General features: G+C 35.5%; 24 protein-coding genes. 19 read left to right on the forward strand and 5 right to left on the reverse strand.

What is annotated here, in order from left to right; genetic code table 11:
* Positions 1-162: 162 nt before the first annotated feature.
* On the reverse strand, positions 163-1,173 hold the full coding sequence (gene pheS / locus BLT04_RS03360; RefSeq protein WP_089753653.1) for a phenylalanine--tRNA ligase subunit alpha: 1,011 nt from the start codon (positions 1,171-1,173) through the stop codon (positions 163-165).
* Positions 1,174-1,300: 127 nt separating this feature from the next.
* A complete protein-coding gene (locus BLT04_RS03365; RefSeq protein WP_089753655.1) occupies positions 1,301-1,960 on the reverse strand; it encodes a YceI family protein in 660 nt (219 codons plus the stop codon).
* Between the two features lie 84 nt (positions 1,961-2,044).
* On the opposite strand from BLT04_RS03365, the gene BLT04_RS03370 reads away from it, so the two are divergent.
* Complete coding sequence (locus tag BLT04_RS03370; RefSeq protein ID WP_089753657.1) at positions 2,045-2,980, forward strand: sulfate/molybdate ABC transporter ATP-binding protein; 936 nt, start codon at positions 2,045-2,047, stop codon at positions 2,978-2,980.
* 259 nt (positions 2,981-3,239) lie between these two features.
* On the opposite strand, the gene BLT04_RS03375 is transcribed toward BLT04_RS03370, so the two are convergent.
* Entirely contained in the window at positions 3,240-3,584 is a 345-nt protein-coding gene (locus tag BLT04_RS03375) for a zinc ribbon domain-containing protein YjdM (protein ID WP_089753658.1), read from the reverse strand.
* A gap of 162 nt (positions 3,585-3,746) precedes the next feature.
* On the opposite strand from BLT04_RS03375, the gene BLT04_RS03380 reads away from it, so the two are divergent.
* From BLT04_RS03380 to BLT04_RS03470, 18 genes are all read left to right on the forward strand, one after another.
* Positions 3,747-4,952, forward strand: a complete 1,206-nt coding sequence (locus tag BLT04_RS03380) for an RsmB/NOP family class I SAM-dependent RNA methyltransferase (protein WP_089753660.1) — start codon at positions 3,747-3,749, stop codon at positions 4,950-4,952.
* Positions 4,953-5,189: 237 nt separating this feature from the next.
* On the forward strand, positions 5,190-6,854 hold the full coding sequence (locus BLT04_RS03385) for a GLPGLI family protein (protein WP_089753662.1): 1,665 nt from the start codon (positions 5,190-5,192) through the stop codon (positions 6,852-6,854).
* A 321-nt stretch (positions 6,855-7,175) separates the two neighbouring features.
* Positions 7,176-8,846, forward strand: a complete 1,671-nt coding sequence (asnB, locus tag BLT04_RS03390; RefSeq protein WP_089753663.1) for an asparagine synthase B — start codon at positions 7,176-7,178, stop codon at positions 8,844-8,846.
* Positions 8,847-9,048: 202 nt separating this feature from the next.
* Positions 9,049-9,891, forward strand: a complete 843-nt coding sequence (locus BLT04_RS03395; protein WP_228421897.1) for a hypothetical protein — start codon at positions 9,049-9,051, stop codon at positions 9,889-9,891.
* A gap of 169 nt (positions 9,892-10,060) precedes the next feature.
* Positions 10,061-11,464 carry an MFS transporter gene (locus BLT04_RS03400; RefSeq protein WP_089753665.1) on the forward strand — a complete coding sequence of 468 codons (1,404 nt, stop codon included), beginning with the start codon at positions 10,061-10,063 and terminating at the stop codon, positions 11,462-11,464.
* 450 nt (positions 11,465-11,914) lie between these two features.
* The gene (locus tag BLT04_RS03405; RefSeq protein WP_089753667.1) at positions 11,915-12,784 is read left to right on the forward strand and encodes a pirin family protein; all 870 of its coding nucleotides are present in this window, start codon (positions 11,915-11,917) and stop codon (positions 12,782-12,784) included.
* 202 nt (positions 12,785-12,986) lie between these two features.
* Complete coding sequence (locus BLT04_RS03410; RefSeq protein ID WP_089753669.1) at positions 12,987-13,298, forward strand: GNAT family N-acetyltransferase; 312 nt, start codon at positions 12,987-12,989, stop codon at positions 13,296-13,298.
* 79 nt (positions 13,299-13,377) lie between these two features.
* A complete protein-coding gene (locus tag BLT04_RS03415; RefSeq protein ID WP_089753670.1) occupies positions 13,378-14,277 on the forward strand; it encodes a pirin family protein in 900 nt (299 codons plus the stop codon).
* A gap of 41 nt (positions 14,278-14,318) precedes the next feature.
* On the forward strand, positions 14,319-15,191 hold the full coding sequence (gene bla / locus BLT04_RS03420) for a subclass B3 metallo-beta-lactamase (RefSeq protein WP_089753672.1): 873 nt from the start codon (positions 14,319-14,321) through the stop codon (positions 15,189-15,191).
* A gap of 20 nt (positions 15,192-15,211) precedes the next feature.
* Positions 15,212-15,745: an NADPH-dependent FMN reductase gene (locus tag BLT04_RS03425; RefSeq protein ID WP_089753674.1), complete on the forward strand. Its 534-nt coding sequence runs from the start codon at positions 15,212-15,214 to the stop codon at positions 15,743-15,745.
* Positions 15,745-16,323 carry a TMEM175 family protein gene (locus tag BLT04_RS03430; RefSeq protein WP_089753676.1) on the forward strand — a complete coding sequence of 193 codons (579 nt, stop codon included), beginning with the start codon at positions 15,745-15,747 and terminating at the stop codon, positions 16,321-16,323. The genes BLT04_RS03425 and BLT04_RS03430 overlap by 1 nt, the downstream gene beginning before the upstream one ends.
* 1 nt (position 16,324) lies before the next feature.
* Positions 16,325-16,543: a (4Fe-4S)-binding protein gene (locus BLT04_RS03435; RefSeq protein ID WP_089753678.1), complete on the forward strand. Its 219-nt coding sequence runs from the start codon at positions 16,325-16,327 to the stop codon at positions 16,541-16,543.
* On the forward strand, positions 16,543-16,941 hold the full coding sequence (locus tag BLT04_RS03440) for an OsmC family protein (protein ID WP_089753680.1): 399 nt from the start codon (positions 16,543-16,545) through the stop codon (positions 16,939-16,941). Before BLT04_RS03435 ends, BLT04_RS03440 begins: the two co-directional genes overlap by 1 nt.
* Before the next feature lies 1 nt (position 16,942).
* Positions 16,943-17,242, forward strand: coding sequence for a GNAT family N-acetyltransferase (locus BLT04_RS03445; protein ID WP_089753683.1), 300 nt, complete (start codon positions 16,943-16,945; stop codon positions 17,240-17,242).
* 267 nt (positions 17,243-17,509) lie between these two features.
* Positions 17,510-19,006 (forward strand): sodium:solute symporter, encoded by a 1,497-nt coding sequence (locus BLT04_RS03450; RefSeq protein ID WP_089753685.1) that lies wholly within the window; start codon positions 17,510-17,512, stop codon positions 19,004-19,006.
* Positions 19,007-19,322: 316 nt separating this feature from the next.
* A complete protein-coding gene (locus tag BLT04_RS03455; protein ID WP_089753687.1) occupies positions 19,323-20,174 on the forward strand; it encodes a transketolase in 852 nt (283 codons plus the stop codon).
* An 89-nt stretch (positions 20,175-20,263) separates the two neighbouring features.
* On the forward strand, positions 20,264-21,211 hold the full coding sequence (locus BLT04_RS03460; protein WP_089753689.1) for a transketolase family protein: 948 nt from the start codon (positions 20,264-20,266) through the stop codon (positions 21,209-21,211).
* Positions 21,212-21,614: 403 nt separating this feature from the next.
* The gene (locus BLT04_RS03470; RefSeq protein WP_089753693.1) at positions 21,615-22,202 is read left to right on the forward strand and encodes a GNAT family N-acetyltransferase; all 588 of its coding nucleotides are present in this window, start codon (positions 21,615-21,617) and stop codon (positions 22,200-22,202) included.
* Between the two features lie 14 nt (positions 22,203-22,216).
* Here the strand turns inward: BLT04_RS03470 and BLT04_RS03475 are convergent, their stop codons facing one another.
* The gene (locus BLT04_RS03475) at positions 22,217-22,594 is read right to left on the reverse strand and encodes a hypothetical protein (RefSeq protein WP_089753695.1); all 378 of its coding nucleotides are present in this window, start codon (positions 22,592-22,594) and stop codon (positions 22,217-22,219) included.
* Between the two features lie 69 nt (positions 22,595-22,663).
* Positions 22,664-23,134: an Lrp/AsnC family transcriptional regulator gene (locus BLT04_RS03480; RefSeq protein ID WP_066751538.1), complete on the reverse strand. Its 471-nt coding sequence runs from the start codon at positions 23,132-23,134 to the stop codon at positions 22,664-22,666.
* Positions 23,135-23,199 lie beyond the last annotated feature (65 nt).

A 23,199-nucleotide genomic window follows, 5' to 3' on the forward strand; every position in this document is an offset into this window, starting at 1 on the left:
ATCTTTGCAGGCATTTTTTTATATGTAACAGTTTCAAAGCTTCAGTTGTTATAATAGTATACAGTTAGTTTTTTAATTACGTTTTGTTTCTTAGGTCAGTAATTGAAAAACAAAAAAACCTCCGGAAAATTTCGGAGGTTTTGATTTTTATAGTGTCTTAATTTATAGTGTCTTAAACTGTTCCAGCGTTCTGATATCATTTTCGAAGAACATTCTGATGTCGCTCATTTGGTAAAGAAGCATTGTAATTCTTTCAATTCCCATTCCGAAGGCGTAGCCTGAATATTTTTCCGAATCAATATTTACATTTTTCAAAACGGCAGGATCTACCATTCCGCAGCCCATAATTTCGAGCCAGCCTGTTCCTTTCGTGATTCTGTAATCGGTTTCAGAGTTGAGCCCCCAATATACATCGATCTCGGCACTTGGCTCAGTAAAAGGGAAATATGACGGTCTCATTCTGATTTTAGACTTTCCGAAAAGTTCTGTTGTAAAGAACTGAATGGTCTGTTTCATATCTGCAAAACTCACGTTTTCATCAATATACAATCCTTCAATCTGATGGAAAATACAGTGTGAACGTGAAGAAATCGCTTCATTTCTGAATACTCTTCCCGGAGATAAAATCCTGATCGGCGGCTGATTTTCTTCCATATAACGAATCTGCACCGAAGAAGTATGTGTTCTCAACAGAATATCTGGGTTTTGCTCAATGAAGAAAGTATCCTGCATATCTCTTGCAGGGTGGTATTCAGGAAGGTTAAGAGCGGTGAAGTTATGCCAGTCGTCCTCAATTTCCGGGCCGTCTGCAACTGCAAAACCAATAGATTTGAAAATCTCTATGATTCTGTTTTTCACTAAATTAATAGGATGTCTGGAACCCAATTCTAATGGAAAAGCCGGCTTCGTAAGATCTTCTTTCTCTAAGATAATAGAAGATTCGGAAGAATTTTTCAAATCCTCCAATTTTCCGTTCACAGCCTGCTTCAAAGTATTGATCTTCTGTCCGAATTCTTTCTTTTGGTCGTTGGGAACATCTTTAAACTTTTCAAAAAAATCATTTAAAATTCCTTTTTTACCATTATACTTGATTCGGAAGTTCTCAATTTCCTCCTTTGATGTGGTATTGAAGCCGTTTACCTCAACCAGTAACTCTTCTATCTTTTCTATCATTGTTTTACCCTTTCAAAATGTTTTGCAAAAATACGGTTTTTCAATTTAATAATTTTCTTTGTGATAAAAAAATCTGCCCCTTTTTCGGAGGCAGACTTCAATCACTTATTTCACTTAAATAAAAAAATTATTTTTTCTCTAAAGCTTTAACATTAATCTGAAGCGTCACCTCATTTTTAAGGATTCCGTTTTCAGCAGGAGCCTGAAATTTTACGCCAAACTCTTCTCTATTAATATCTTTAGGCTCAGTAGCAATGCTTACTTCTCCGTTTTTTACAGAAATATTAGCTTTAAACTGAACTGGTTTTGTAATTCCTTTGATCGTTAAATTACCATCCAAATTTGTATTGTAATCACCTTCTGCAGAGGAAGTTACTTTTGTAATTTCGTAAGAAGCCGTAGGGAATTTTTCTACCTCGAAGAAATCGCCGCTTTTCAGATGCCCGTTTAATTTTCCCATTTGCTCTGCATCATCTTTTAAATCCACCGATGTCAAAGAAGTCATATCTGCAACAAATTTTCCGCTTTCCAGTTTTCCGTCTTTTACGGTAACGTCGCCGCTTTCAAATTTGATTGTTCCGAAATGGCTTGTATTTTCAGATTTAAAAATTTTATATCCCTTCCATTCTACCTGACTGTTTAAAGTATCTATCGTGTATTGATTTCCGTCTTTTGTAGTTGTAACTTCATTACTTTCACTCGGCACAGGCTTCTCTTTATTACAGGAAACCACGACTGCGAAAGCAAAAATAACAGAAATTACTATTGAAAACAGCCTTTTGTTCATATTTATTAATTTTTATTACTACGGCTAATATAATAAAAAAATTCTTTGTTTCCTAAAAACGCAACATTTCATTACATTTGTATTATGCTATTAGAAATAAACAATTTATACTTCTCATATTCTAAAGAAAAACCCCTGTTTCAGAACCTTAACCTAAGATTTGAAGCAGGCAGGATCATTGCTTTGGCGGGAGAAAGCGGTTGTGGAAAATCTACCTTATTAAACTTGATTTATGGGCTTCTCGACTGGGAAAGCGGACAGATTATCTTCAACGGAACTCCACTTTTCGGGCCTAAAGGAAACCTTGTTCCCGGTGAAACCGAAATGAAATTTGTGGCTCAGAATTTTGATCTGATGCCCTATTCCACGGTGGCTGAAAATGTAGGAAAATTTATTTCTAATATTAACTTAGACAAAAAAAAACAAACCGTTGCAGAGCTGCTGGAAGTTGTTGGCCTGGAAGAATTTGCTCATGTCTTACCTAAAAATTTAAGCGGGGGACAACAACAGAGGGTTGCGATTGCGAGAGCGCTTTCGGTGCTGCCGAAACTGTTGATTTTGGATGAGCCTTTCAGTAATCTTGATTTTTCGAGAAAAATTGAATTACGCGAAAAATTATTTAAATATGTAAAACAACACAATATTTCTTTAATTATTTCCACCCATGAGCTTCAGGATATTATGCCGTGGCTGGATCAGATCATTGTTTTGCAGAGCGGCAGATTAATCCAAAACGATCATCCTGAAGAAACTTACAAGAATCCTTACAATACATATGTTGCCAAACTTTTTGGAGAAGTGAATATCTTTAATGAAGATGAAATTTCAGATTTCCAATTACAGAAATTTTCTTTTTATCCACATGAAATTATTATTTCAGAAAATGGTTTTGATGCTGAAGTTGTAGAAAGCAGATTCGCCGGAAATCATTTTTGGAATAAAATTATTTCTAAAAACAAAGAAATTATAATTTATTCTAACAAAAAATTAGAAAATAAGATAAAAATTTCTTTCACATAAAAATCAATAAAACAATCCGTGTTGTACAGTTAAGTGGCACATTTACCAACACTTATTGTTAATTTGTGGATAAAAAAAATACAAATCTTAGAACTGTTATGAAACTTTTTCTTAGATTTGTATTTCCACAGCATAAGGAAATTTTTGGTTAATTCTCTTTCTGCCTTTGAGACGAAAATTAGCAGCTCTGCAATCTAGTCTTTTGAAAGATTACACTGTCCAATTCTTTCCTTTTTTTATGCGCTTTAAGCAAAATTGACTACGCTTTTTTCACAAATTCTGATTTCAAAGCCATCGAACCGAAACCATCAATTTTACAATCAATATTATGATCACTTTCTGGTCTTAAGCGAATATTTTTAACTTTTGTTCCTGCTTTTACAGGTTTTGGAGCGCCTTTTACAGGTAAATCCTTAATAACAACAACAGAATCTCCATCCTGCAATTCATTTCCGTTTGAATCTAAAATTTTCCCTGAATTTGAAGCTTCTGTAGTATTTTCTTCCGGATTCCATTCATAGAAACATTGGGAACAAACCATCATATCATCGCTCGGATAAGTAAATTCAGAGCCGCATTTAGGACAAAGTACAGTATCACTCATATTTTTAATTTTTTGCAAAGGTAGGATTTTCAAACGAGTTCCGAGTTGCGTGAAACGAGCTGAAACCAATGTAGAGCCAAGAATCTCGAAACTCAAAACCTGAAACTCGTATCTCAACTTAAATTCGTATTTTTGCAGATTCAAAATAGCAGAACCCAATTTATGGAACTTATTCACAGAAACTTAGCGATCGGAATTCACGATGCTTTACAAGAAACATTTTTCGAGAAAAATAAATACGCCGATAAAGTAATTGAAAGACTTTTAAAAGCACACAAAAAATGGGGAAGCCAAGACAGAGCCGTTGTTTCTGAGATTTTCTACAACATCATCCGTTGGAAAAAACGTCTGGAATATTATATGGGAGAAGGTGTAAAACCTAATAATATCTACAAGCTTATCATCGCATATCTGCTTTGGAGCAAAACAAATTATAAAAAATTCGAGGAATTTGACGGAATAAAAATCGCCGATATCCTTACTAAGCTTAAAAAAAATACTGTTCCTACAAAAGCTATTGAGCACTCTATTCCTGAATGGCTGGCTGAAACTTTAGAGAAAGAATTAGGCGCTAATTGGGAAAAAGAAATGAAAGCCTTAAACGAACAAGCTCCTACCGTACTGAGAGCCAACTCTTTAAGAACAACTCCAAGAGAGCTTATTGCTGACCTTTCTGCTGAAAATGTGGTTGCCTATCCTATAAAAAATTATCCCGATGCGGTACAGCTGGAAGAGAAAAAGAATGTTTTTCTTACCACTGCCTTTAAAGAAGGATTATTTGAAGTTCAGGATGCTTCTTCTCAAAAAATCGGGTATTTTCTTGATGTAAAAGAAGGTCAGAGAGTTGTTGACGCATGCGCAGGTGCGGGTGGGAAAACACTTCATTTGGCTGCTTTGATGGGAAATAAAGGACAGATTATCGCTTTGGATATTTTTGAATGGAAGCTTGCAGAACTAAAACGCCGTGCAAAAAGAGCCGGAGCGCACAATATCGAAACCCGCATGATTTCTGACAACAAGGTAATCAAAAGGCTTCACGATAAAGTCGACAGATTATTGATCGACGCACCTTGTTCCGGTTTGGGAGTTTTAAAAAGAAATCCGGACAGCAAATGGAAAATCGATCAGGATTTTATTGACAGAATCAAAAAAGAACAACAGCAAATTCTTCAGGATTATTCTAAAATGCTTAAAACCGGTGGAAAAATGGTGTATGCAACGTGTTCTATTTTACCTTCTGAAAATAATTTGCAGGTTGCAGAATTCCTTCAAAACAATCCGAATTACAAATTGGTTAAAGACGAAAAAGTAATGCCAAGTGAAGGCTACGACGGATTCTATATGGCTTTGATTGAAAGAGTTTCTTAATATAAATCTTATTTTAAATATACAAACTACTCTATTTTTTGGAGTAGTTTTTTTTGTTATTCAAATCAAACTTTTAATTCTACAAAACAGGAAATTCAGCATTCCAAAAATATTATTCATCAATAATGTAACTTCCATGTAAGCATTTATACATATTATATTAAATCTATTCTGAAATTCGCAAAGCTGATATCACGTTAAGTAAAAGTTATCTTTGTGACAAACCATTTATTACCTATGCAGACTAAAGTTTTATTAAGCTTATTCACTATTTTATTTTGTTTAAATCATGCGCAAACGTATGAAATTCAATACACCAGTTCGTACAACGGAAAGGTTTTGACCGACCAAACTCCTACTTTGGTTTGGGCTAATGAAAAAGAAAATTTTATCTTGAATAATAAAATCAGAGAACAAAAAAGTGATTATCCGTTTGAAATAACGAAAATTGAAAAGCCATCCAATACGATAGTTTCTTATGCCTTTTTGAAACAAAACGAAATCATTTCAACTTCTGATGCAGAATCTGTAGGAAAACAAACTTTCGAATTCACCAATGAAACAAAAAAAATATTAGGTTATATCTGTAAAAAAGCAGTTACAAAAATCAATTCAAATACAATTGAAGTTTGGTACACCAACGATTTAAAAATCAAAGGCGGGCCGTCAACAATTGGACAAAATTTAGGTTTTGTATTAGAAATTGAAAGAAATAAAAATTCATTAATAACAGCTACTTCCATTAAAAAAGTTAAGAAAACCGATATTGAAACATTATTAAAAGGTTCGATCAATTCTACAGATCAATTGGGTTATAAAGATTTACTTTGGAAAAGCAGATTTACAACTTTAAAAATTTTTGAAAACGAAACCATCAATTTTTCTGATGAATCAAAATCTGACGAAAAAATAAAAAGATTCGCCAATGGAACGATAATTCTTAAAAAAATTAAGTTTCCAAAAATCTCAGAAGGTGAACTTATTTTTGCTGAATTAAAACAACAATCAAACGGCGATGCGTACGACAGAACCGGAACAGTCTTCTTTATTCCACAAGACAAATCTCAATCTTTCTTTGATGGAATGGAGAAAGGAGTAAAAACACTCCCTGTTTATGACAACGGAAACGGGAAACAGTATTACGGAATAACCGCAACAGAAAACTACAATCCGACGATTGAAATGATGCGATTTTTCACCGCTTTCGGGATTAATAAATTTAACCATATTCAGTTAAAAGATAAAAATTGGCAAAATGTAAGTCCGTACCGCGAAGATATTACGGAATTAAAACCTTCCCTTTCTGAAAAAGAGCTTTGGGTAGGTGCATTTATAGGCAATTATGACAAAGGTGGCCATAAAGTGAGTTTAGAAATAACAATTCACAAAAGTGATCAGAACGTTAACAAAAACAATACCGTGATTCCCTTATTTAACACCCTGAATATCATGGAAATGGCCGGACAGGATTATTCCACGATGTTTAATCAGGATAAAGGATTATTTGTTGAATTTACCTTAAAAAAAGACTTAAAAAACGCACAGTTGAGATACATTACAACAGGTCATGGCGGTTGGGAAAACGGAGACGAATTCGTACCTAAAGCCAATTCTATTTTTCTGGATGGAAAAATGACTTATTCTTTTGTACCCTGGAAATCAGACTGCGGCTCTTACCGTCTTTACAATCCTGCTTCAGGAAATTTCCCCGACGGGCTTTCATCATCAGATTTAAGCAGATCAAACTGGTGCCCGGGAACGGTTACCAATCCTAATTTCATTCCGCTTGGAGACTTAAAAGCAGGAAAGCATACCATTCAGGTAAAAATCCCTCAGGGTCCTGCAGAAGGTACAAGTTTCAGCTCTTGGAACGTGTCAGGAGTATTATTAGGATCTGAATAAAAAAACAAAACCTTCTTGCAAATGAGAATTGCAAGAAGGTAAAAACACAAATGATGAAAAAAAATTATTTCGAGCCACAAAGTAAGGGCTAAAATTCATATAATTAATTACCATAGATTAATAAATATCTAATATTTATTTCGTATGTAAATTCAAATAAGTTGGTCAAGCGAAAAAAATTCGTTATTTCAATAATTTTGATTAAAATTAATTAATATTTTTCGTTAAATAAAATTATTAAGTTAAAATTATTAAGTTTTATTTATTTTTCATTGTAGTTTTTAAATTACAATTCTACTTTTGTTTAAAATAAATAAAAAAATGTGCGGAATTGTATGCTTGTTTGATGCAAAACAAAAAATTGAGGTATTACGATCTCAAGTATTAGAAATGTCTAAAAAAATTCGTCACAGAGGTCCGGATTGGAGTGGCGTATTTCAGAACGAAAAAGTAGTTTTTTCTCATGAAAGGCTTGCTATTGTAGATCCTGCTTCAGGAAAACAGCCATTATTTACAAAAGACGGGAATGTGGTTTTGGCCGTAAACGGCGAAATATATAATCATAGAGAATTAAAAGAAGAATTTCCTGATTATGAATTTCTGACGCATTCTGATTGTGAAGTTATTTTAGCTCTTTATAAAAAATACGGAAAGAATTTCATCGAAAAATTAAACGGGATTTTCGCTTTTGCACTTTATGATATTGAAAACGACATTTATTTAATTGCTCGTGATCATATGGGAATTTGTCCGCTTTATCAAGGTTGGGACAAAAACGGAAATTATTATGTAGCTTCTGAACTAAAAGCTTTGGAAGGAATTTGCAAAACGATCGAAACATTTTTGCCGGGGCATTTTGTTTACAGCAAAGACGGAATCGGGCTTCAGCAATGGTACAAAAGAGATTGGGAAAGTTTTGACAATGTAAAAGACAACGAAACTGATATTTCAAAAATAAGAAAAGGACTTGAAGATGCTGTTCACAGGCAATTGATGAGCGACGTTCCTTATGGAGTTCTACTTTCCGGAGGGTTGGATTCTTCTGTAATTTCGGCAATTACAGCAAAATTTGCAAGACAAAGAGTGGAAAGTGGCGATACACAGGAAGCCTGGTATCCGAGATTGCACAGTTTTGCAGTTGGTTTGGAAGGTTCACCGGATTTGGCGGCAGCTCAAAAAGCGGCAGAACATATAGGATCGGTTCACCATGAAGTTAATTTTACCGTTCAGGAAGGTTTGGATGCCATCCGGGATGTTATTTATCACCTTGAAACATATGACGTTACGACAATCAGAGCTTCCACGCCGATGTATCTTTTGGCAAGGGTCATCAAGTCAATGGGAATCAAAATGGTGCTTTCCGGAGAAGGTTCTGATGAACTTTTCGGGGGATATTTATATTTTCACAAGGCTCCGAATGCGAAGGAATTCCATGATGAAACCGTAAGAAAATTAGGAAAACTCCACCTTTACGATTGCCTGAGAGCCAATAAAGCTTTGATGAGCTGGGGAATTGAAGGGCGTGTCCCTTTTTTAGACAAAGAATTTATGGATATTGCGATGACCATTAATCCACAAGATAAAATGATTAACGTTGCAGAAGGAAAAATTGAAAAATGGGTTTTGAGAAAAGCTTTTGAAGACACTCTTCCCGATTCTATCGTCTGGAGACAGAAAGAGCAATTCTCCGATGGCGTTGGGTATTCCTGGATTGACACATTGAAAGAAGTTGCAGAAAAAGAAGTTACTGACGAAATGATGACGAATGCAAAATTCAGATTTCCTTTAAATACCCCTCAAAATAAAGAAGAATATCGTTACAGAACAATTTTTGAAGAACATTTCCCAAGTGAAACGGCGGCGGCAACAGTACCTTCCGTTCCTTCCGTAGCCTGCTCGACACCAATCGCATTAGAGTGGGATGAAGCTTTTAAAAACATGAACGATCCAAGCGGAAGAGCTGTAAAAATTCATGAAACATCTTATGAATAAAGGGATTAGGAATTAGGATTTAAGGTTTAGTTTGATATTAAAAATAATTATTTTCAATCTAATTCATAAGCCCTAAAATCTACTTTCTAAAAATAAATTTTATCAATCCTGTAGCAATACAGGATTTTCTTTTGAAAGAACGTTAATAATATTGAGAGAATTTAACCGTTAATCAAAATTATTATCTAATAAATAATTATATTTGGAAAACGAAAAAATCAATTATAAAAAAATGAGAAGAAACATTACTATCTTATTTGCTTTATTATCTATAAGTTTTGCTTTTGGACAGGGAAAATATGGCAAGTATATCAGCTCAAAAAAGCTTGCTTTAATCTATAAAACCGTAAAAGACGGTGACAAAGATGATTATTATCAACAATTTTACTGGCTGGTAAAAGCAGAGCAATTAAAAACATATCCTCATCTTAAAGACATAAAGCCGGTCGTTCTTTATGAATTTGTAAAAAAAGTAAATCCTCAAAACCCTTCTAAAACATTGGATAAAAGAGGAAAAGAATTGAGAGAAACGGCAGAATTATCATTAAATCAATATTTTAAAAACAAGAAATTCGAAAACAATTCTGTTTTAATGTATAATCTTGAGACTTATGTAGATCCTTCCAAAGGGCAGTATTATACAAAAGTAGATCCTGAAAAGATCAAAGAACTGGTACCGAAAGAATTATTTGCCTTCAATTCTCAAAATAGAAATACAGGTGAAGACAAGACGTATTATCTTTGGGTAAATAAAGAAAAAGATGATTTGAATATTGTTGATATCATTCCTGAAGAGAAAGAAAATAAAGCTTTCTATGCAAGATTAAAGCAATATCTTCCAAGTTATAAATTCTCCAAATATGTCCCTTCAGTGAAAAAAGGAAATAAAACTGATAAAACAGATATAGATTATTACTACATTATGCCTTTTGAGCAAAATACTGACAATATTGAATATAAAACAAAAGATTTCAAAACTTTCGAATTGAGCCAGTACAGAAAAGCAGGCGACGAATGGAAGGGAGTTGAAAAAACAAAAAAATAAATCGAAAAGTCTTGTGAATTTCACAGGACTTTTTTTGTAGAATCTACACTCAGTTTATATTTTATTGTTTAAAAAGGTTAGTAAGGAATAAATATTGCTTTAAAACCAACATCATTATTCTTTGAACTAAAAACAAATCTGGAAAATTTTCATTTCCAGTAAAAATCATATGTCAGAAATAAATGAACAGCCCAATTCGATAAAAAAAATTCTTCCATTAATCCTTGCAACGGCGATTTTTATGCAGATGCTGGATTCTACTATTTTAAATACATCCTTACCTTCCATCGCAAAAGATTTGAAGGAATCTCCGCTTAATATGCAGAATGCAATCATAAGCTATGTTCTGACTTTAGCGGTTTTTATGCCTGCAAGCGGGTTTTTAGCAGATCGGTTCGGAACAAAGAAAGTTTTTATTTTTTCGCTGGTGCTTTTCAGTTTGGGTTCCCTGTTTTGTGCATTGTCGCAAAATTTGACACATTTGGTCATTTCCCGTGTTGTTCAGGGCGTTGGAGGAAGCTTAATGACGCCAGTCGGAAAATTGGCTTTAATTAAAACTTTTGACAAAAATGAATTGTTAAAAGCAATGAATTTCGCCATTATTCCTGCGCTTATCGGTCCGGTTTTAGGCCCGTTGGTGGGAGGTTATATGGTGGATTATCTTTCATGGCACTGGATTTTTTTAATTAATATTCCGATCGGGGTTTTGGGAATTATTTTAGGCTTAAAATTTATGCCCAATTACAAATCTGATGATGCGGATTTTGATTTAAAAGGTTTCTTGATTTTCGCGGCGGCTTCTTTACTGCTTTCAATTTCGCTCGAGCTTTTTGGGGATCTGCAAAATACGACTCCCGTTTTGGTGGTCTTTATTTTAGGATTTCTTTTCATGTATTATTATTACAAGCATGCAAAAAGAGGCGGAAATCCTATTTTCCCGTTAAATTTATTTCAGGTCAGAACTTTCCGTGTAGGAATTGTCGGAAATCTGGCCACAAGATTGGGAATCAGCTCCGTTCCATTATTATTGCCATTCATGATTCAGATTGCGTACAAACAATCTGCCGTTACTTCGGGTTGGATTATCGCTCCGATGGCAATTACCGCCATGTTCGGAAAATCTTATGTTATTAAAATTTTAAACAGATTCGGATACAGAAAAACGTTGATGGTCAATACTTTTATCATCGGAACACTGATCTGTATGCTTGCAATTCCTGACATTCACACCTCTTTATATTGGTTTGTTCCGATTATTGCCATTTTGGGATTTTTCAACTCGATTCAGTTTACATCGATGAATACAATTTCTATTGCAGATTTAAGAAATTTCCAGACCAGCAGCGGAAATTCATTATTATCAGTCAATCAACAGCTTGCCATCGGCTTCGGAATTGCTTTTGGATTAATTGTTCTAAAAATCTTCGAAAGCAGCCCGGAACTCATCAAACATGAGACTCATAACGCGTTCAGATATACTTTTCTTACGATTGGGGCTTTAACGATTATTTCTGGATTGGTTTTCAGAAGGCTTCACATTTCAGACGGAAAAAATTTGAAATCAGAAGAATAAAAAATCACTCATTATTAATTTTTAGAAGCTATTTCCAGCTATCCACTCATACTCCTCGCGCCAATGCTTTTCCCTTCGCTTGCTGTGGGGTAACCGTTGCTATCTGGGCTAGGAAAGTGAATGGTCAATAAGTGAATTGTAAATTTAAAAATTGACTTTTGATCATTCACTTTTAAAATTCACACTTTTAAAACCACCCCGTCAAAAATTCTAGTGTTTGAAGCGAGACAAATTCAAAATCGAAGAACAAAAAATTGAATTCACGCAAGTTTTAGAATTTTTAGAGAACAGGAGTTATTTTTAGCCGGAGTTTTCAGTCTTGACTTTTTGTTTCTTTTGTGTTAAGACAAAAGAAAAAGTATTTATAACTCATCATCCGCTCGCTTATTACCACAGATCAATGCACCTGATTTTCAACTCCACTACCTTTGCTTCATAGTATCAAATAGTATGGCAACAAAAAAAATACACAATATAATAGCTCCCAAACCCGCACATTTTGTGGGTGACGGATTTTGGGTTCACAATTTCATTCCAAGTGTTTACAGCATGGAGAAAATGGATCCTTTTATCATGCTTGATTACAATTCAAAATTTCATTTTAACGGAACAGAGCAACCGAGAGGGGTCGGCGTGCATCCGCACAGAGGTTTTGAAACGGTAACGATTGCTTATCACGGTCGCGTTCAGCATCATGACAGCGCAGGCGGCGGCGGAATTATCGGAGAAGGCGATGTACAATGGATGACCGCTGCGAAAGGCGTCCTTCATAAAGAATATCACGAAACCGAATGGGCAAAAACCGGTGGCATTTTTCAGATGGTTCAGATTTGGGTGAATTTGCCTTCTGCTTATAAAATGAGCTGTCCAAAATACCAGTCCATCAAAAATTCTGAGATGGAAAAAGTGGATTTGGGTGAAAATGGCTTTATTGAAATCATTGCCGGAGAATACAACGGCCGAAAAGGTCCTGCTTCCACATTCAGCCCGGTACATATGATGAATGCAAAACTGAAATCAGGCGGAAAAGCTGATTTTAATTTCCCTGCTGATTTTAATACCGCAGCCTTGGTTATTGAAGGAAATGTTATTGTTAACGGAGAGCAGAAAGCTCCAGTCAACAATTTTATTGCATTCAAAAATGAGGGTGAAATTTTCACTATTGAAGCAACAGAAGATTCCATCATATTAATTATCAGCGGAATGCCTTTAAACGAGCCCATTTATCCACACGGTCCTTTTGTGATGAACTCCAGAGAGGAAATTATGCAGGCTTTTGAGGATTACAATTTAGGAAGATTCGGGTATTTAGCAGATTAATGTAAAACTTATATTAATTGTTCATTTTTTATTAACTTTATAATAGTCGTTAATTATAATTGAGTTTGTCATTCCGCAGAAACCTCAACATCATAATAAAAACATCGTCTAGATTCTTGTAGAATGACAAATTTGATGGAAATCAGAATTAACTTTACAACACTTTGCGACTTCGTGATTATCAACTTAATAAAAAAAATTCATGAGACCAGAATTTGAAAACATTCCTTTAATCAATACAGGAGAAAGATTCGAGATAGAATTCAACGGGCATCTTGCCTTTATCGATTATCGTGAAATGGGGAGCCAGATCGCTTTAAATCATACTGAAGCAGATCTTTTGATTGCAGGAACAGGAGCTGCACAGGCAGTGGTCGAAAAAACACTGCATTATATTGAAGACCATCAAAAGAAAGCACTTCCCTTTTGTCCGTACGTTGTCTCATTCGTCAAAAAAAATCCCGAATGGAAACGCGTTATAGATGAGAGATTTAAAGGATACGACCAACTTTAATTTTCATTAAAGTACCATAAACAATGGATAAATTGATTACATTAGCTTAAATAAAAATTAAAAAACCACTTTACTTATCATGTCAAATATCGGACTTATCATTGAAGAAAAATCAGCAGATATAGGAAACTTTTTAGTGGGAAGACTTTTGCCTTTCCGTGAGAAAAGAGCCGTCGGCCCCTTCGTTTTTATCGATCACATGGGACCTTCTGAACTTAAGGATTATCAAAATCTTGATGTTCCGCCACATCCGCACATTGGGCTTTCGACTTTAACTTATCTTTTGGAGGGATCAATTTTCCACAGAGACAGCATCGGAAGTGCCGTTGAAATAAAGCCCGGGGCTGTCAATTGGATGACCGCCGGAAAAGGGGTCGTTCATTCAGAAAGAACTCCTGAATATCTGAGACATACAGACAAAAAACTTCACGGTTTCCAAATCTGGGTAGGACTTCCGAAACATCTGGAGCAATCAGAGCCAACTTTCCATCATATTGAAGGGAATGAAATTCCTGTTTGGGAAGAAGATGGAATTCAGTATAAATTAATCGCAGGAGAAGCATTCGGAAGAAAATCTCCGGTTCCCGTTCACAGCAAACTATTCTTTCTTGAAATTAAAACTAAAGAGGCAAAAACCATCAGCATCGGTAAAGATCTTTATGGTGAAGCTGCCATGTACGTTTTAGACGGAACGGTTTCTACAGACGGAAATTCTTACGGTTCAAAACAACTATTGATCGCCAAAGAAACCAAACTTTGTGAATTTGACATGAGCGAAAACGGAACGGTTTATCTTTTCGGCGGCGAACCTTTTGATGAAGAACGTTTTATATTCTGGAATTTTGTAAATTCAGACAAAGAATTAATCGATGAAGCAAAAGTAAACTGGAACGATCAAAACCATGATGCTTTTCCTTTGGTTCCGGGTGATGAGCACGAATTTGTTCCGCTTCCGAAAGCGATTTTAAACAGAAAATAAACATTGAAATTTCAGAATATTTACCCGTAAATCCTAATCAAATGAAAAGAATAATTCCTGTATTCTTATTGATCCTGTCTTTTTTAAGTAATGCTCAGACTGTGAATGAGCCTAAAAATAATCCTGAAGAATGGTCAAAAACTTATGAGCCCTTCAGAATTGCAGGAAATTTGTATTATGTTGGAACTTACGATCTTGCCTCTTATCTGATCGTTACCAATAAAGGAAATATCCTTATCAACACAGGATTAGCGGGATCGTTTCCAATTATTAAAAGTAATATTAAAAAACTTGGTTTTAATGATAAGGACATCAAAATTCTGACTTTAACACAGGCTCATTTCGACCACATGGGAGCAATGGCTGATATGAAAAAAGAAACAGGCGCCAAGCTTTATGTAGATGAAAAAGATGCAGAAGAATTAAAAAGTGGCGGAAAATCAGATTACGAATTGGGAAAATACGGCGTAACTTTTAAACCCGTAACTCCTGATTACCTCTTGAAAAACAACGACAAGATAAAACTCGGGAATACGACCCTGACTTTACTTCATCATCCGGGACATACGAAAGGATCCTGCAGCTTTTTATTTGTAACTAAAGATAAAAATCAGACATATAAAGTTTTAATCGCCAATTTGCCATCCATAATTATCGACAGAAAATTTTCTGATGTAAAAAGTTATCAAAATATTCAGAATGATTATGCCGAGACATTCAAAGCAATGAAAAATCTGGATTTTGATATCTGGGTAGCTTCTCATGCCAGCCAGTTTGGCCTGCATACAAAACGAAAAGAAGGCGATTCTTACAATCCGAAGCTGTTTGCAGATAAAGAAGTCTATTTTCAAAAGCTTGGAAAATTAGAAACAGATTATCAGGAAAAAATAAAAGCAGATTCATCAGAAAAATAACAGAAATCAGTAATAAAATAATGAAAATATTGGCATTTGCAGGAAGTACATCTTCCACTTCCATCAACAGAGAACTGGTAAAATTTGTTTTGAAAGATTTTCAGGACAATGAAATTAATTTAATTGATTTAAATGATTTCGACATGCCTGTTTTTTCTGTCGATCGTGAAAAAAAAGGCTTTCCGGATGAAGCGCACAAATTTTTAAAAGTCATTGAGGAATGCGACGTGATTATTTGTTCGCTTGCCGAGCACAACAGATCGTACAGCGCAGCTTTTAAAAACGTTTTCGACTGGGCTTCAAGGATTAACGTAAAAGTTTTTCAGAATAAACCAATGCTCTTGATGTCAACTTCTCCGGGAGGTTACGGAGGCGGAAATGTGATGAATACCGCAAAAACGTTTTTTCCAAACTTCGGAGCTGATATTAAAGACACTTTTTCTCTTCCTAAATTTTATGAAAATTTTGATTTTGAAAGCGGCGTTATCAATCCCGAAATGCTAAAAGATTTAAAAGACAAAATAGAAAACTTTAAAAATCAGGTTAAAAACTAATGACAAAAGGGAGATTAGAAGCTTTCAGCGATGGTGTTTTGGCCGTTATTATTACCATTATGGTGCTTGAATTAAAAGTGCCTGAAGAAAGTAATTGGGAAAGCCTGAAACCTCTTATTCCTAAATTTTTGGCCTATATTTTCAGCTTTATTTATATTGGAATTTACTGGAACAATCATCATCATTTATTTCAGACCGTCAAAAAAGTAAACGGAAATATTCTTTGGGCGAATCTGCATTTACTGTTCTGGCTATCATTAACACCGGCTGCTACAGAATGGATCGGAGAAACCCATTTCGCAAAAAATCCTGTAAGTGTTTATGGAATTGTTCTGATAATGTGCGCTGTTGCCTATACCATTCTGGAAAATTTAATTATAAAAAATGAAGGTGAAGACTCAACATTAAAAGCCGCCATACACTCTAAATTCAAAGAATATATCTCTATTGTGTTTTACATTTTAGGGTTCGCGACTTCGTTTTTTTATCCTTATATTGCTATAGGCTTATATTACGTTGTTGCTTTAATATGGCTGATTCCTGATAAAAGAATTGAAAAATCCTTAAAAGAAAATTAATATGGATACACATGAATATATCAACGGCGAGATCACCGTTATCTGGCAACCTCAGAAGTGCATTCACGCTGCTGTTTGCGTAAAAACACTTCCGGCAGTTTATAATCCAAAAGAAAGACCCTGGATAAAAGTGGAAAACGCAACTCCCCAGGAACTTAAAAATCAAATCGACTTATGCCCTTCCGGAGCATTAAGTTATAAATTTAACACAGACAAATAATGGCGGTAATCGTAAAAGCAAGCCTGGGAAAAGAAAAATACTATACAGAAGTAGTAGCCGGTGAAAATACGCTGATCACAGACGAACCGGTGGATAAAGGCGGCCAAAATAAAGGCTTCAACCCTTTTGAAATTCTGGCAACTTCTCTGGCAAGCTGTACCGCAGCCACTTTAAAAATGTACATCGACCGAAAAGAATGGGACGTTGAAAAAATAAACGTAGAAGTAGAGCTGGAAAATTTCCCTTTAACAAAACTTTGTATTTTTAAAAGAAATATCAGCTTTGAAGGCACAAATCTTGATCAGGAACAGATGAAAAAGCTTCACTTAATTGCGGATGCCTGCCCTGTACATAAAATATTAACCCACGATATAGAAATTCAAACCAAATTTTCATAACATGACAGAAGTAAAACAAAACAACGACGAGAAACATGGAAGTTTTGAAGCTTTCATAGACGGAAAGCGCGCCGGACAAATGACCTACACCTGGGCCGGAGAAGAGCGATTCATTATTGATCACACCGAAGTCGAGGAAGACTACAACGGACAAGGCGTTGGTAAGGACATGCTTTTGGCAGCGGTAGATTTTGCAAGGAAAAACGGTAAAACAATTATTCCGCTTTGTCCTTTTGCAAAAGCTACTTTTCAGAAACATGAGGAGCTGCAGGATGTTTTAGTTAATCAGACTCAGGCTTGATTTTAGGCTAAGATTAAGGTTGAGATTGATAATTTTAAATCTAATCTAAATTTTAATGGATGTTTCGACTCCGTTCAGCATGATATCGCTACAAATTAGCTGCTAATAACGCAGATAGTATTAGAGTTGTCATGCTGAGCGGAGTCGAAGCATCTTTAAATAAATCAAACAAAAAATATAAACCTTTCAGAGTAAAATCCGGAAGGTTTTTTCTTTTTAAGCAGACCATAAAAAAAGTATATTTGTAAAATTTTAATCGAAGAACATATGTCTCCATTTATATTATTGTCCATCATTGTCATCTACTTTGCTCTGCTGCTTTGGGTAGCTTATAAAACAGGAAAAGGAAGTGATAATGAGAGTTTCTTCATCGGAAACCGTAAAAGTAATTGGATGCTTGTTGCATTCGGAATGATCGGAACCTCGCTTTCAGGGGTGACTTTTGTGAGTGTTCCGGGGGCGGTCGGGAAAGACAGCTTTGCGTATTTACAGATTACTTTAGGCTATCTTATCGGATATATTGTCGTTGCATATGTTTTACTTCCTTTATATTATCGATTAAAATTGACCTCCATTTACGGATATCTCCAGCAGAGAATGGGACAGCTTTCGTACAAATCGGGAGCGTGGATCTTCATTGTTTCGAGATTGGTGGGGGCCACTGCGAGATTGTATCTGGTGGTAAATATTCTTCAGGTAACCATTTTGGACAGCCTGGGAGTTCCTTTTATAGTAACTACTTTGATTATTCTTGCGATGATCATTCTTTACACGTATGAAGGTGGTGTAAAAACCATCGTCTGGACCGATACTTTACAAACCTCTTGTATGCTTTTAGGCTTAATTATCTGTACGGTTTATATGCTGAATCATCTGGATTTAAGTGTCGGGCAGAGCTTAACTGCAATGAGCGATAAAGGCTACACGAAAATATTTGACCTGAATTTTAATTCTCCCGGATTTTTCATCAAACAGATCCTTGCGGGAGCATTTATCACCATTACCATGACGGGAATTGATCAGGAAATGATGCAGAAAAGCCTTTCCGTGACTAAGCTTAAGGATTCTCAGAAAAACATGGTTACGCTTGGTTTTATCCTGCTTGGGGTGATTTCTCTGTTTCTTTATATGGGTGGTCTTTTGTATCTGTTCGGAGAGAGCCAGGGTGCTCATTTTACAGAAATTATTAAAGACGGAATTCCTAAAAAAGAATTTTTATTACAAGGAAAAGATATTTTTGGGGATAAAATTTTCCCTGAAGTAGCTTTAAATCATATGCCCGGATTTATTTCCATTATATTTATCATTGCTTTGATCTCTGCATTATTTCCGAGTGCGGATGGGGCCATGACAGCTTTGACGTCCTCTTTATGCATCGATATTTTTGGGATGAAAGATAAACCGTGGGACACCAAAAAGAAGGAAAAGTTCAGGAAAAATGTACACTTGATTGTGGCGCTGTCTTTCTTAATTATGGTGGTTATCTTTAAAATTATTAATGATAATTCCATGATTGGCTTAATTCTTAAACTTGCAGGATTTACGTACGGGCCACTTTTGGGACTTTTCGCCTTTGGAATTTTCACTAAATATAAAGTTGAGGACAGGCTTGTTCCTTACGTTTGTATTGCAGCGCCTATTATGTCTTATTTTATCGATAAATATCAGGTTGATATGTTCGGGGATTTTAAGATCGGATTAGAATTATTAATTATTAATGGATTGTTAACATTCTTTGGATTGTGGCTGATCAGAAAGAAGTAGATTTTTAAGTTTTGGCTAAAGCCATTTGAAGCTGTTTATTGTAAACGGGCTAAAGCCCGCTCCTATCGATAAAAACGCGTGGAAAATTTAACAAAATAACTATTTGTATTCATAAGACATCTAAATTTATCACAGAGTTATCATTCCGTAGGAATCTCAACATTTATTGGTAAAAACAACGTATAAATTCCTAAAATATTAATTAACAAGATATCAAAATATCAATTAAACAAAAATCCGGATGTAAAACCCGGATTTTTGTATTTCCGTAAGCCAGTAAAAAATTGTAAATTCGCGTGCAAATAAATCTTATATAATGAGTAAAAGTATCGAAGAGTTAAAATCTCTTACTACACAAATCAGAAGAGACATTTTAAGAATGGTTCACGCTGTAAATTCTGGTCACCCGGGTGGAAGTTTAGGTTGTACAGAATACTTCACAGCCCTTTATGGAAAGGTGATGAACTACAGTCTTCCTTTCACGATGGAGGGTAAAAATGAAGACCATTTCTATCTTTCAAACGGACACATTTCTCCGGTTTACTATTCTACTTTAGCTAGATTCGACTTTTTCCCGGTAGATGAATTGAGAACTTTCAGAAAATTAAATTCAAGATTGCAGGGTCACCCAACGACTCACGAGGGGCTTGAAGGGATCAGAATTGCTTCAGGATCGCTTGGTCAGGGTATGTCTGTGGCTTTGGGCGTTGCTCAGGGTAAAAAATTAGACGGAGATACTTCTCTTGTTTATACGCTTCACGGAGACGGTGAATTGCAGGAAGGCCAGGTTTGGGAAGCATTAATGTATGCTGCAGCCAAAAAAGTTGATAATATTATTTCTACCATTGATTACAACGGCCGCCAGATCGACGGTGATACGGATGATGTATTAAGCTTAGGAGATCTTCATGCAAAGCTTGAGGCTTTCGGATGGATTGTTTTAGAAGAGAAAAACGGTAACGATCTTGAAGCGGTTATTGCAATTTTAGAAAAAGCAAAAACTGAGACAGGACAAGGAAAACCAGTTGCCATCATCCTTCACACAGAGATGGGTTATGGGGTTGATTATATGATGGGATCTCACGCGTGGCATGGTAAAGCGCCAAACGACGAACAATTGGATACTGCTTTCAAACAATTATATTTAGAAGCTCCGGCGGACTATTAATAATAAATGATGAATCATCAATGATAAATGATGTGTTACAATATCGTTTATCAACTGTAATTCATCAATTATCAAAAACTTTAGTAAAAATGAAATTTACATATACAGAAAAAAAAGATACACGTTCAGGATTCGGAGCCGGATTGGCTGAACTTGCTGATAAAAATCCTAATGTCGTAGCACTTTGTGCAGATCTTATCGGTTCTTTGAAAATGGAGAAATTCATTGAAAAAGCTCCTGAAAGATTCTTCCAGGTGGGTATTGCTGAGGCCAACATGATGGGTCTTGCCGCAGGGCTTAGTATTACAGGTAAAATTCCTTTTACGGGAACTTTCGCCAACTTTTCTACTTCAAGAGTCTATGACCAGATTCGTCAGTCTATCGCTTACTCAGGGAAAAATGTAAAAATATGTGCTTCTCACGCAGGTCTTACCTTGGGTGAAGACGGTGCAACTCACCAGGTTCTGGAAGACATCGGAATGATGAAAATGCTTCCGGGAATGACCGTAATTAACCCTTGTGACTACAACCAGACAAAAGCGGCTACTTTAGCTATTGCTGATTTTGAAGGCCCTGTTTATCTTAGATTCGGAAGACCGGTAGTCCCTGTTTTCATTCCTGAAGATATGCCTTTTGAGATCGGAAAAGGGATTCTTTTGCAGGAAGGTACTGATGTAACAATCGTTGCAACAGGCCACCTTGTCTGGGAATCTTTAGTTGCTGCAGATGAGCTTGAAAAAGAAGGGATCTCTTGTGAGGTGATCAATATCCATACAATTAAGCCTCTGGACGAAGAAATCATCTTGAAATCTGTTGAAAAAACAGGGAAAATCGTAACTGCCGAAGAACACAACTATCTTGGTGGCTTGGGTGAATCTGTTGCAGGAATGCTGGCAAGAAAAAGACCGACAAGACAAGAATTCGTTGCTGTAAACGATACTTTCGGAGAATCTGCCACACCAGCTGAATTAATGAAGAAATATAAGATCGATGCAGCCGCTGTAAAAGAAGCTGTGAAAAGAATTTTAGAGAAATAATTTCTTTTTAAATATAAATCAAAAGCATCCAGTTTTGGATGTTTTTTTTGTTACTGTAATGCATAATGCACTTTAATAAGTCCTTCAGGGTGGTTATACAAGCGGCGACACCCACTTACCAATGCCATTGTGCCCCCTTTATAAAGAGGATACAGGCACTTCGGAACTCCCTCTGGGCACTTATACAAGGGTCGAAGGATACTTATATAAGTATCCGAGGAGGGTTATACAAGTGGTTTTACCCCTTCACCAAGGGGGGTAAGGGGGTTACGGAACTACCCGCCGACCCTTAATGAAGTGGCTGGTACAACGTACTGAACGGGCTACAGATGGGTTGATAAGGGTATGAATGACTTGAACCGGAAGAGAGGATAATTCCTTAACTTTTTATACTTTTGGAAAAATGAAAAAAGCCACTTATAGAGACAGAGAAAAAGTTACTGATATATTATGTCAGGCTTTTATTGATGTTCTTATTCCTAATTCTATCAATTTTGTAGTAAAGAGTTCCGGTAACAGGTATAAGAGATTAAAATTATTAATGGAATTTCAGTTTGACATGGCTGTACGCTACGGAAGCGTTTTTTTGACGGATGATGATAAAGGATGCATTTTATATTTCGAAAAGCAAGGCTTTGGAATTAAAAAACTGCTCTTAGAGCTTAAGCTGTTGCTTTTCTGCATCGGTATAGAGAATATATTGAAGATCCTGAGGAGAGAAAGGTTGTTAAAAAGCTTTCATCCTGAAGAAAAATTCGTTCATTTATGGCTGATGGCGGTCCTTCCAAATGAGCAGGGACGCGGGATCGGAACAAAACTTTTAAAAGAATCATTCAAGAGATATCACGGCACTTGTATTTATGTGGAAACTACAACCCCTGAAAACAGAACGTTTTATACTCAAAATGGCTTTGAGATCTTTCATGAGACCTTTGAACTTGATTATCCTTTGTATTTCCTTAAGAAAATAAATGCTGACCAACCGATTTAACCATTAATTATATTTTACTTAAAAAACTTCCACTTCGGGATAATGGCCAGCATTCCAAATCCTGTAAAAAGGAAAAGGTTGGTGACATCTGTGTATAAAAATGTTGAAAGATAGTAATTGTGCATAAAGAAATGCAGCATCAATAAAGTCGGAAAGGTGAAAATCCCTATTTTTTTATAAAAAAACATCAGCACCAGGCTCACTGCCATCAGGAAATCAATTGAAAAGATAATGAAAAAATACCATCTCGGGATGTTAAGATATTCATGCTGCAGATATTCATCAACATCGATTCCCAGGCCCATAATTGTGAACAACATCAGAGAAGCAAATGCTAAAATAAAACCCCATCCTTTCTTCGGATCTTCATCAAAGTAACTGTATTCTTCCATAGGTACAAAAATAAAGAACTTATGATAGATTTCATAAGTTCTTTAGTATTTTATTCGTTTACAATTTGATTAAATAGAAATAGCGTTGATCAATCTATTTTTATCACTTAAGAATTCTTCCATAGAGATCATACTCTCCGTTCTCATTACATCTTGGATATCATCTATTTGGTAGATGATTCTTTTCGCATCGTCTGTATTCTTCGCTCTTACTTTGCAGAAAATATTATATTTTCCTGAGATAACGCTAGCTTCAATTACGTTAGGAATGCTTGTTAGTTCTTTTAAAACCTCCTGAGTTCGGTTTGATTTTGTTAAAAGGATTCCGATAAAAGCCGTGAAGTGATAATCTAATTTACCATAATCGATATTAAGAGATGATCCCAAAATAATACCTGCATCCTCCATTTTCTTCACTCTTACGTGAATTGTTCCCGCAGACACATCCATCTGTTTTGCAATTTCAGTAAAAGGCATTCTTGTGTTTTCTACTAAGAAGTCAAGAATCTTCTTGTCTATTTCGTCCAGTTGATAGTTCATATTAGTTAAATTACAATTTCCTTAAAAAATCAATGTATTTTTTGCAAATTTATAAAAAATAATTT

It is taken from the genome of Chryseobacterium soldanellicola, from assembly GCF_900100115.1.
Lineage (GTDB): Bacteria > Bacteroidota > Bacteroidia > Flavobacteriales > Weeksellaceae > Chryseobacterium > Chryseobacterium soldanellicola.

What these genes read in the sequence shown, in the direction of transcription:
- pheS (WP_089753653.1), bottom strand. Translation starts at nt 1,173, where the DNA reads ATGATAGAAAAGATAGAAGAGTTACTGGTTGAGGTAAACGGCTTCAAT.
- BLT04_RS03365 (WP_089753655.1), bottom strand. Translation starts at nt 1,960, where the DNA reads ATGAACAAAAGGCTGTTTTCAATAGTAATTTCTGTTATTTTTGCTTTC.
- BLT04_RS03370 (WP_089753657.1), top strand. Translation starts at nt 2,045, where the DNA reads ATGCTATTAGAAATAAACAATTTATACTTCTCATATTCTAAAGAAAAA.
- BLT04_RS03375 (WP_089753658.1), bottom strand. Translation starts at nt 3,584, where the DNA reads ATGAGTGATACTGTACTTTGTCCTAAATGCGGCTCTGAATTTACTTAT.
- BLT04_RS03380 (WP_089753660.1), top strand. Translation starts at nt 3,747, where the DNA reads ATGGAACTTATTCACAGAAACTTAGCGATCGGAATTCACGATGCTTTA.
- BLT04_RS03385 (WP_089753662.1), top strand. Translation starts at nt 5,190, where the DNA reads ATGCAGACTAAAGTTTTATTAAGCTTATTCACTATTTTATTTTGTTTA.
- asnB (WP_089753663.1), top strand. Translation starts at nt 7,176, where the DNA reads ATGTGCGGAATTGTATGCTTGTTTGATGCAAAACAAAAAATTGAGGTA.
- BLT04_RS03400 (WP_089753665.1), top strand. Translation starts at nt 10,061, where the DNA reads ATGTCAGAAATAAATGAACAGCCCAATTCGATAAAAAAAATTCTTCCA.
- BLT04_RS03405 (WP_089753667.1), top strand. Translation starts at nt 11,915, where the DNA reads ATGGCAACAAAAAAAATACACAATATAATAGCTCCCAAACCCGCACAT.
- BLT04_RS03410 (WP_089753669.1), top strand. Translation starts at nt 12,987, where the DNA reads ATGAGACCAGAATTTGAAAACATTCCTTTAATCAATACAGGAGAAAGA.
- BLT04_RS03415 (WP_089753670.1), top strand. Translation starts at nt 13,378, where the DNA reads ATGTCAAATATCGGACTTATCATTGAAGAAAAATCAGCAGATATAGGA.
- bla (WP_089753672.1), top strand. Translation starts at nt 14,319, where the DNA reads ATGAAAAGAATAATTCCTGTATTCTTATTGATCCTGTCTTTTTTAAGT.
- BLT04_RS03425 (WP_089753674.1), top strand. Translation starts at nt 15,212, where the DNA reads ATGAAAATATTGGCATTTGCAGGAAGTACATCTTCCACTTCCATCAAC.
- BLT04_RS03430 (WP_089753676.1), top strand. Translation starts at nt 15,745, where the DNA reads ATGACAAAAGGGAGATTAGAAGCTTTCAGCGATGGTGTTTTGGCCGTT.
- BLT04_RS03435 (WP_089753678.1), top strand. Translation starts at nt 16,325, where the DNA reads ATGGATACACATGAATATATCAACGGCGAGATCACCGTTATCTGGCAA.
- BLT04_RS03440 (WP_089753680.1), top strand. Translation starts at nt 16,543, where the DNA reads ATGGCGGTAATCGTAAAAGCAAGCCTGGGAAAAGAAAAATACTATACA.
- BLT04_RS03445 (WP_089753683.1), top strand. Translation starts at nt 16,943, where the DNA reads ATGACAGAAGTAAAACAAAACAACGACGAGAAACATGGAAGTTTTGAA.
- BLT04_RS03450 (WP_089753685.1), top strand. Translation starts at nt 17,510, where the DNA reads ATGTCTCCATTTATATTATTGTCCATCATTGTCATCTACTTTGCTCTG.
- BLT04_RS03455 (WP_089753687.1), top strand. Translation starts at nt 19,323, where the DNA reads ATGAGTAAAAGTATCGAAGAGTTAAAATCTCTTACTACACAAATCAGA.
- BLT04_RS03460 (WP_089753689.1), top strand. Translation starts at nt 20,264, where the DNA reads ATGAAATTTACATATACAGAAAAAAAAGATACACGTTCAGGATTCGGA.
- BLT04_RS03470 (WP_089753693.1), top strand. Translation starts at nt 21,615, where the DNA reads ATGAAAAAAGCCACTTATAGAGACAGAGAAAAAGTTACTGATATATTA.
- BLT04_RS03475 (WP_089753695.1), bottom strand. Translation starts at nt 22,594, where the DNA reads ATGGAAGAATACAGTTACTTTGATGAAGATCCGAAGAAAGGATGGGGT.
- BLT04_RS03480 (WP_066751538.1), bottom strand. Translation starts at nt 23,134, where the DNA reads ATGAACTATCAACTGGACGAAATAGACAAGAAGATTCTTGACTTCTTA.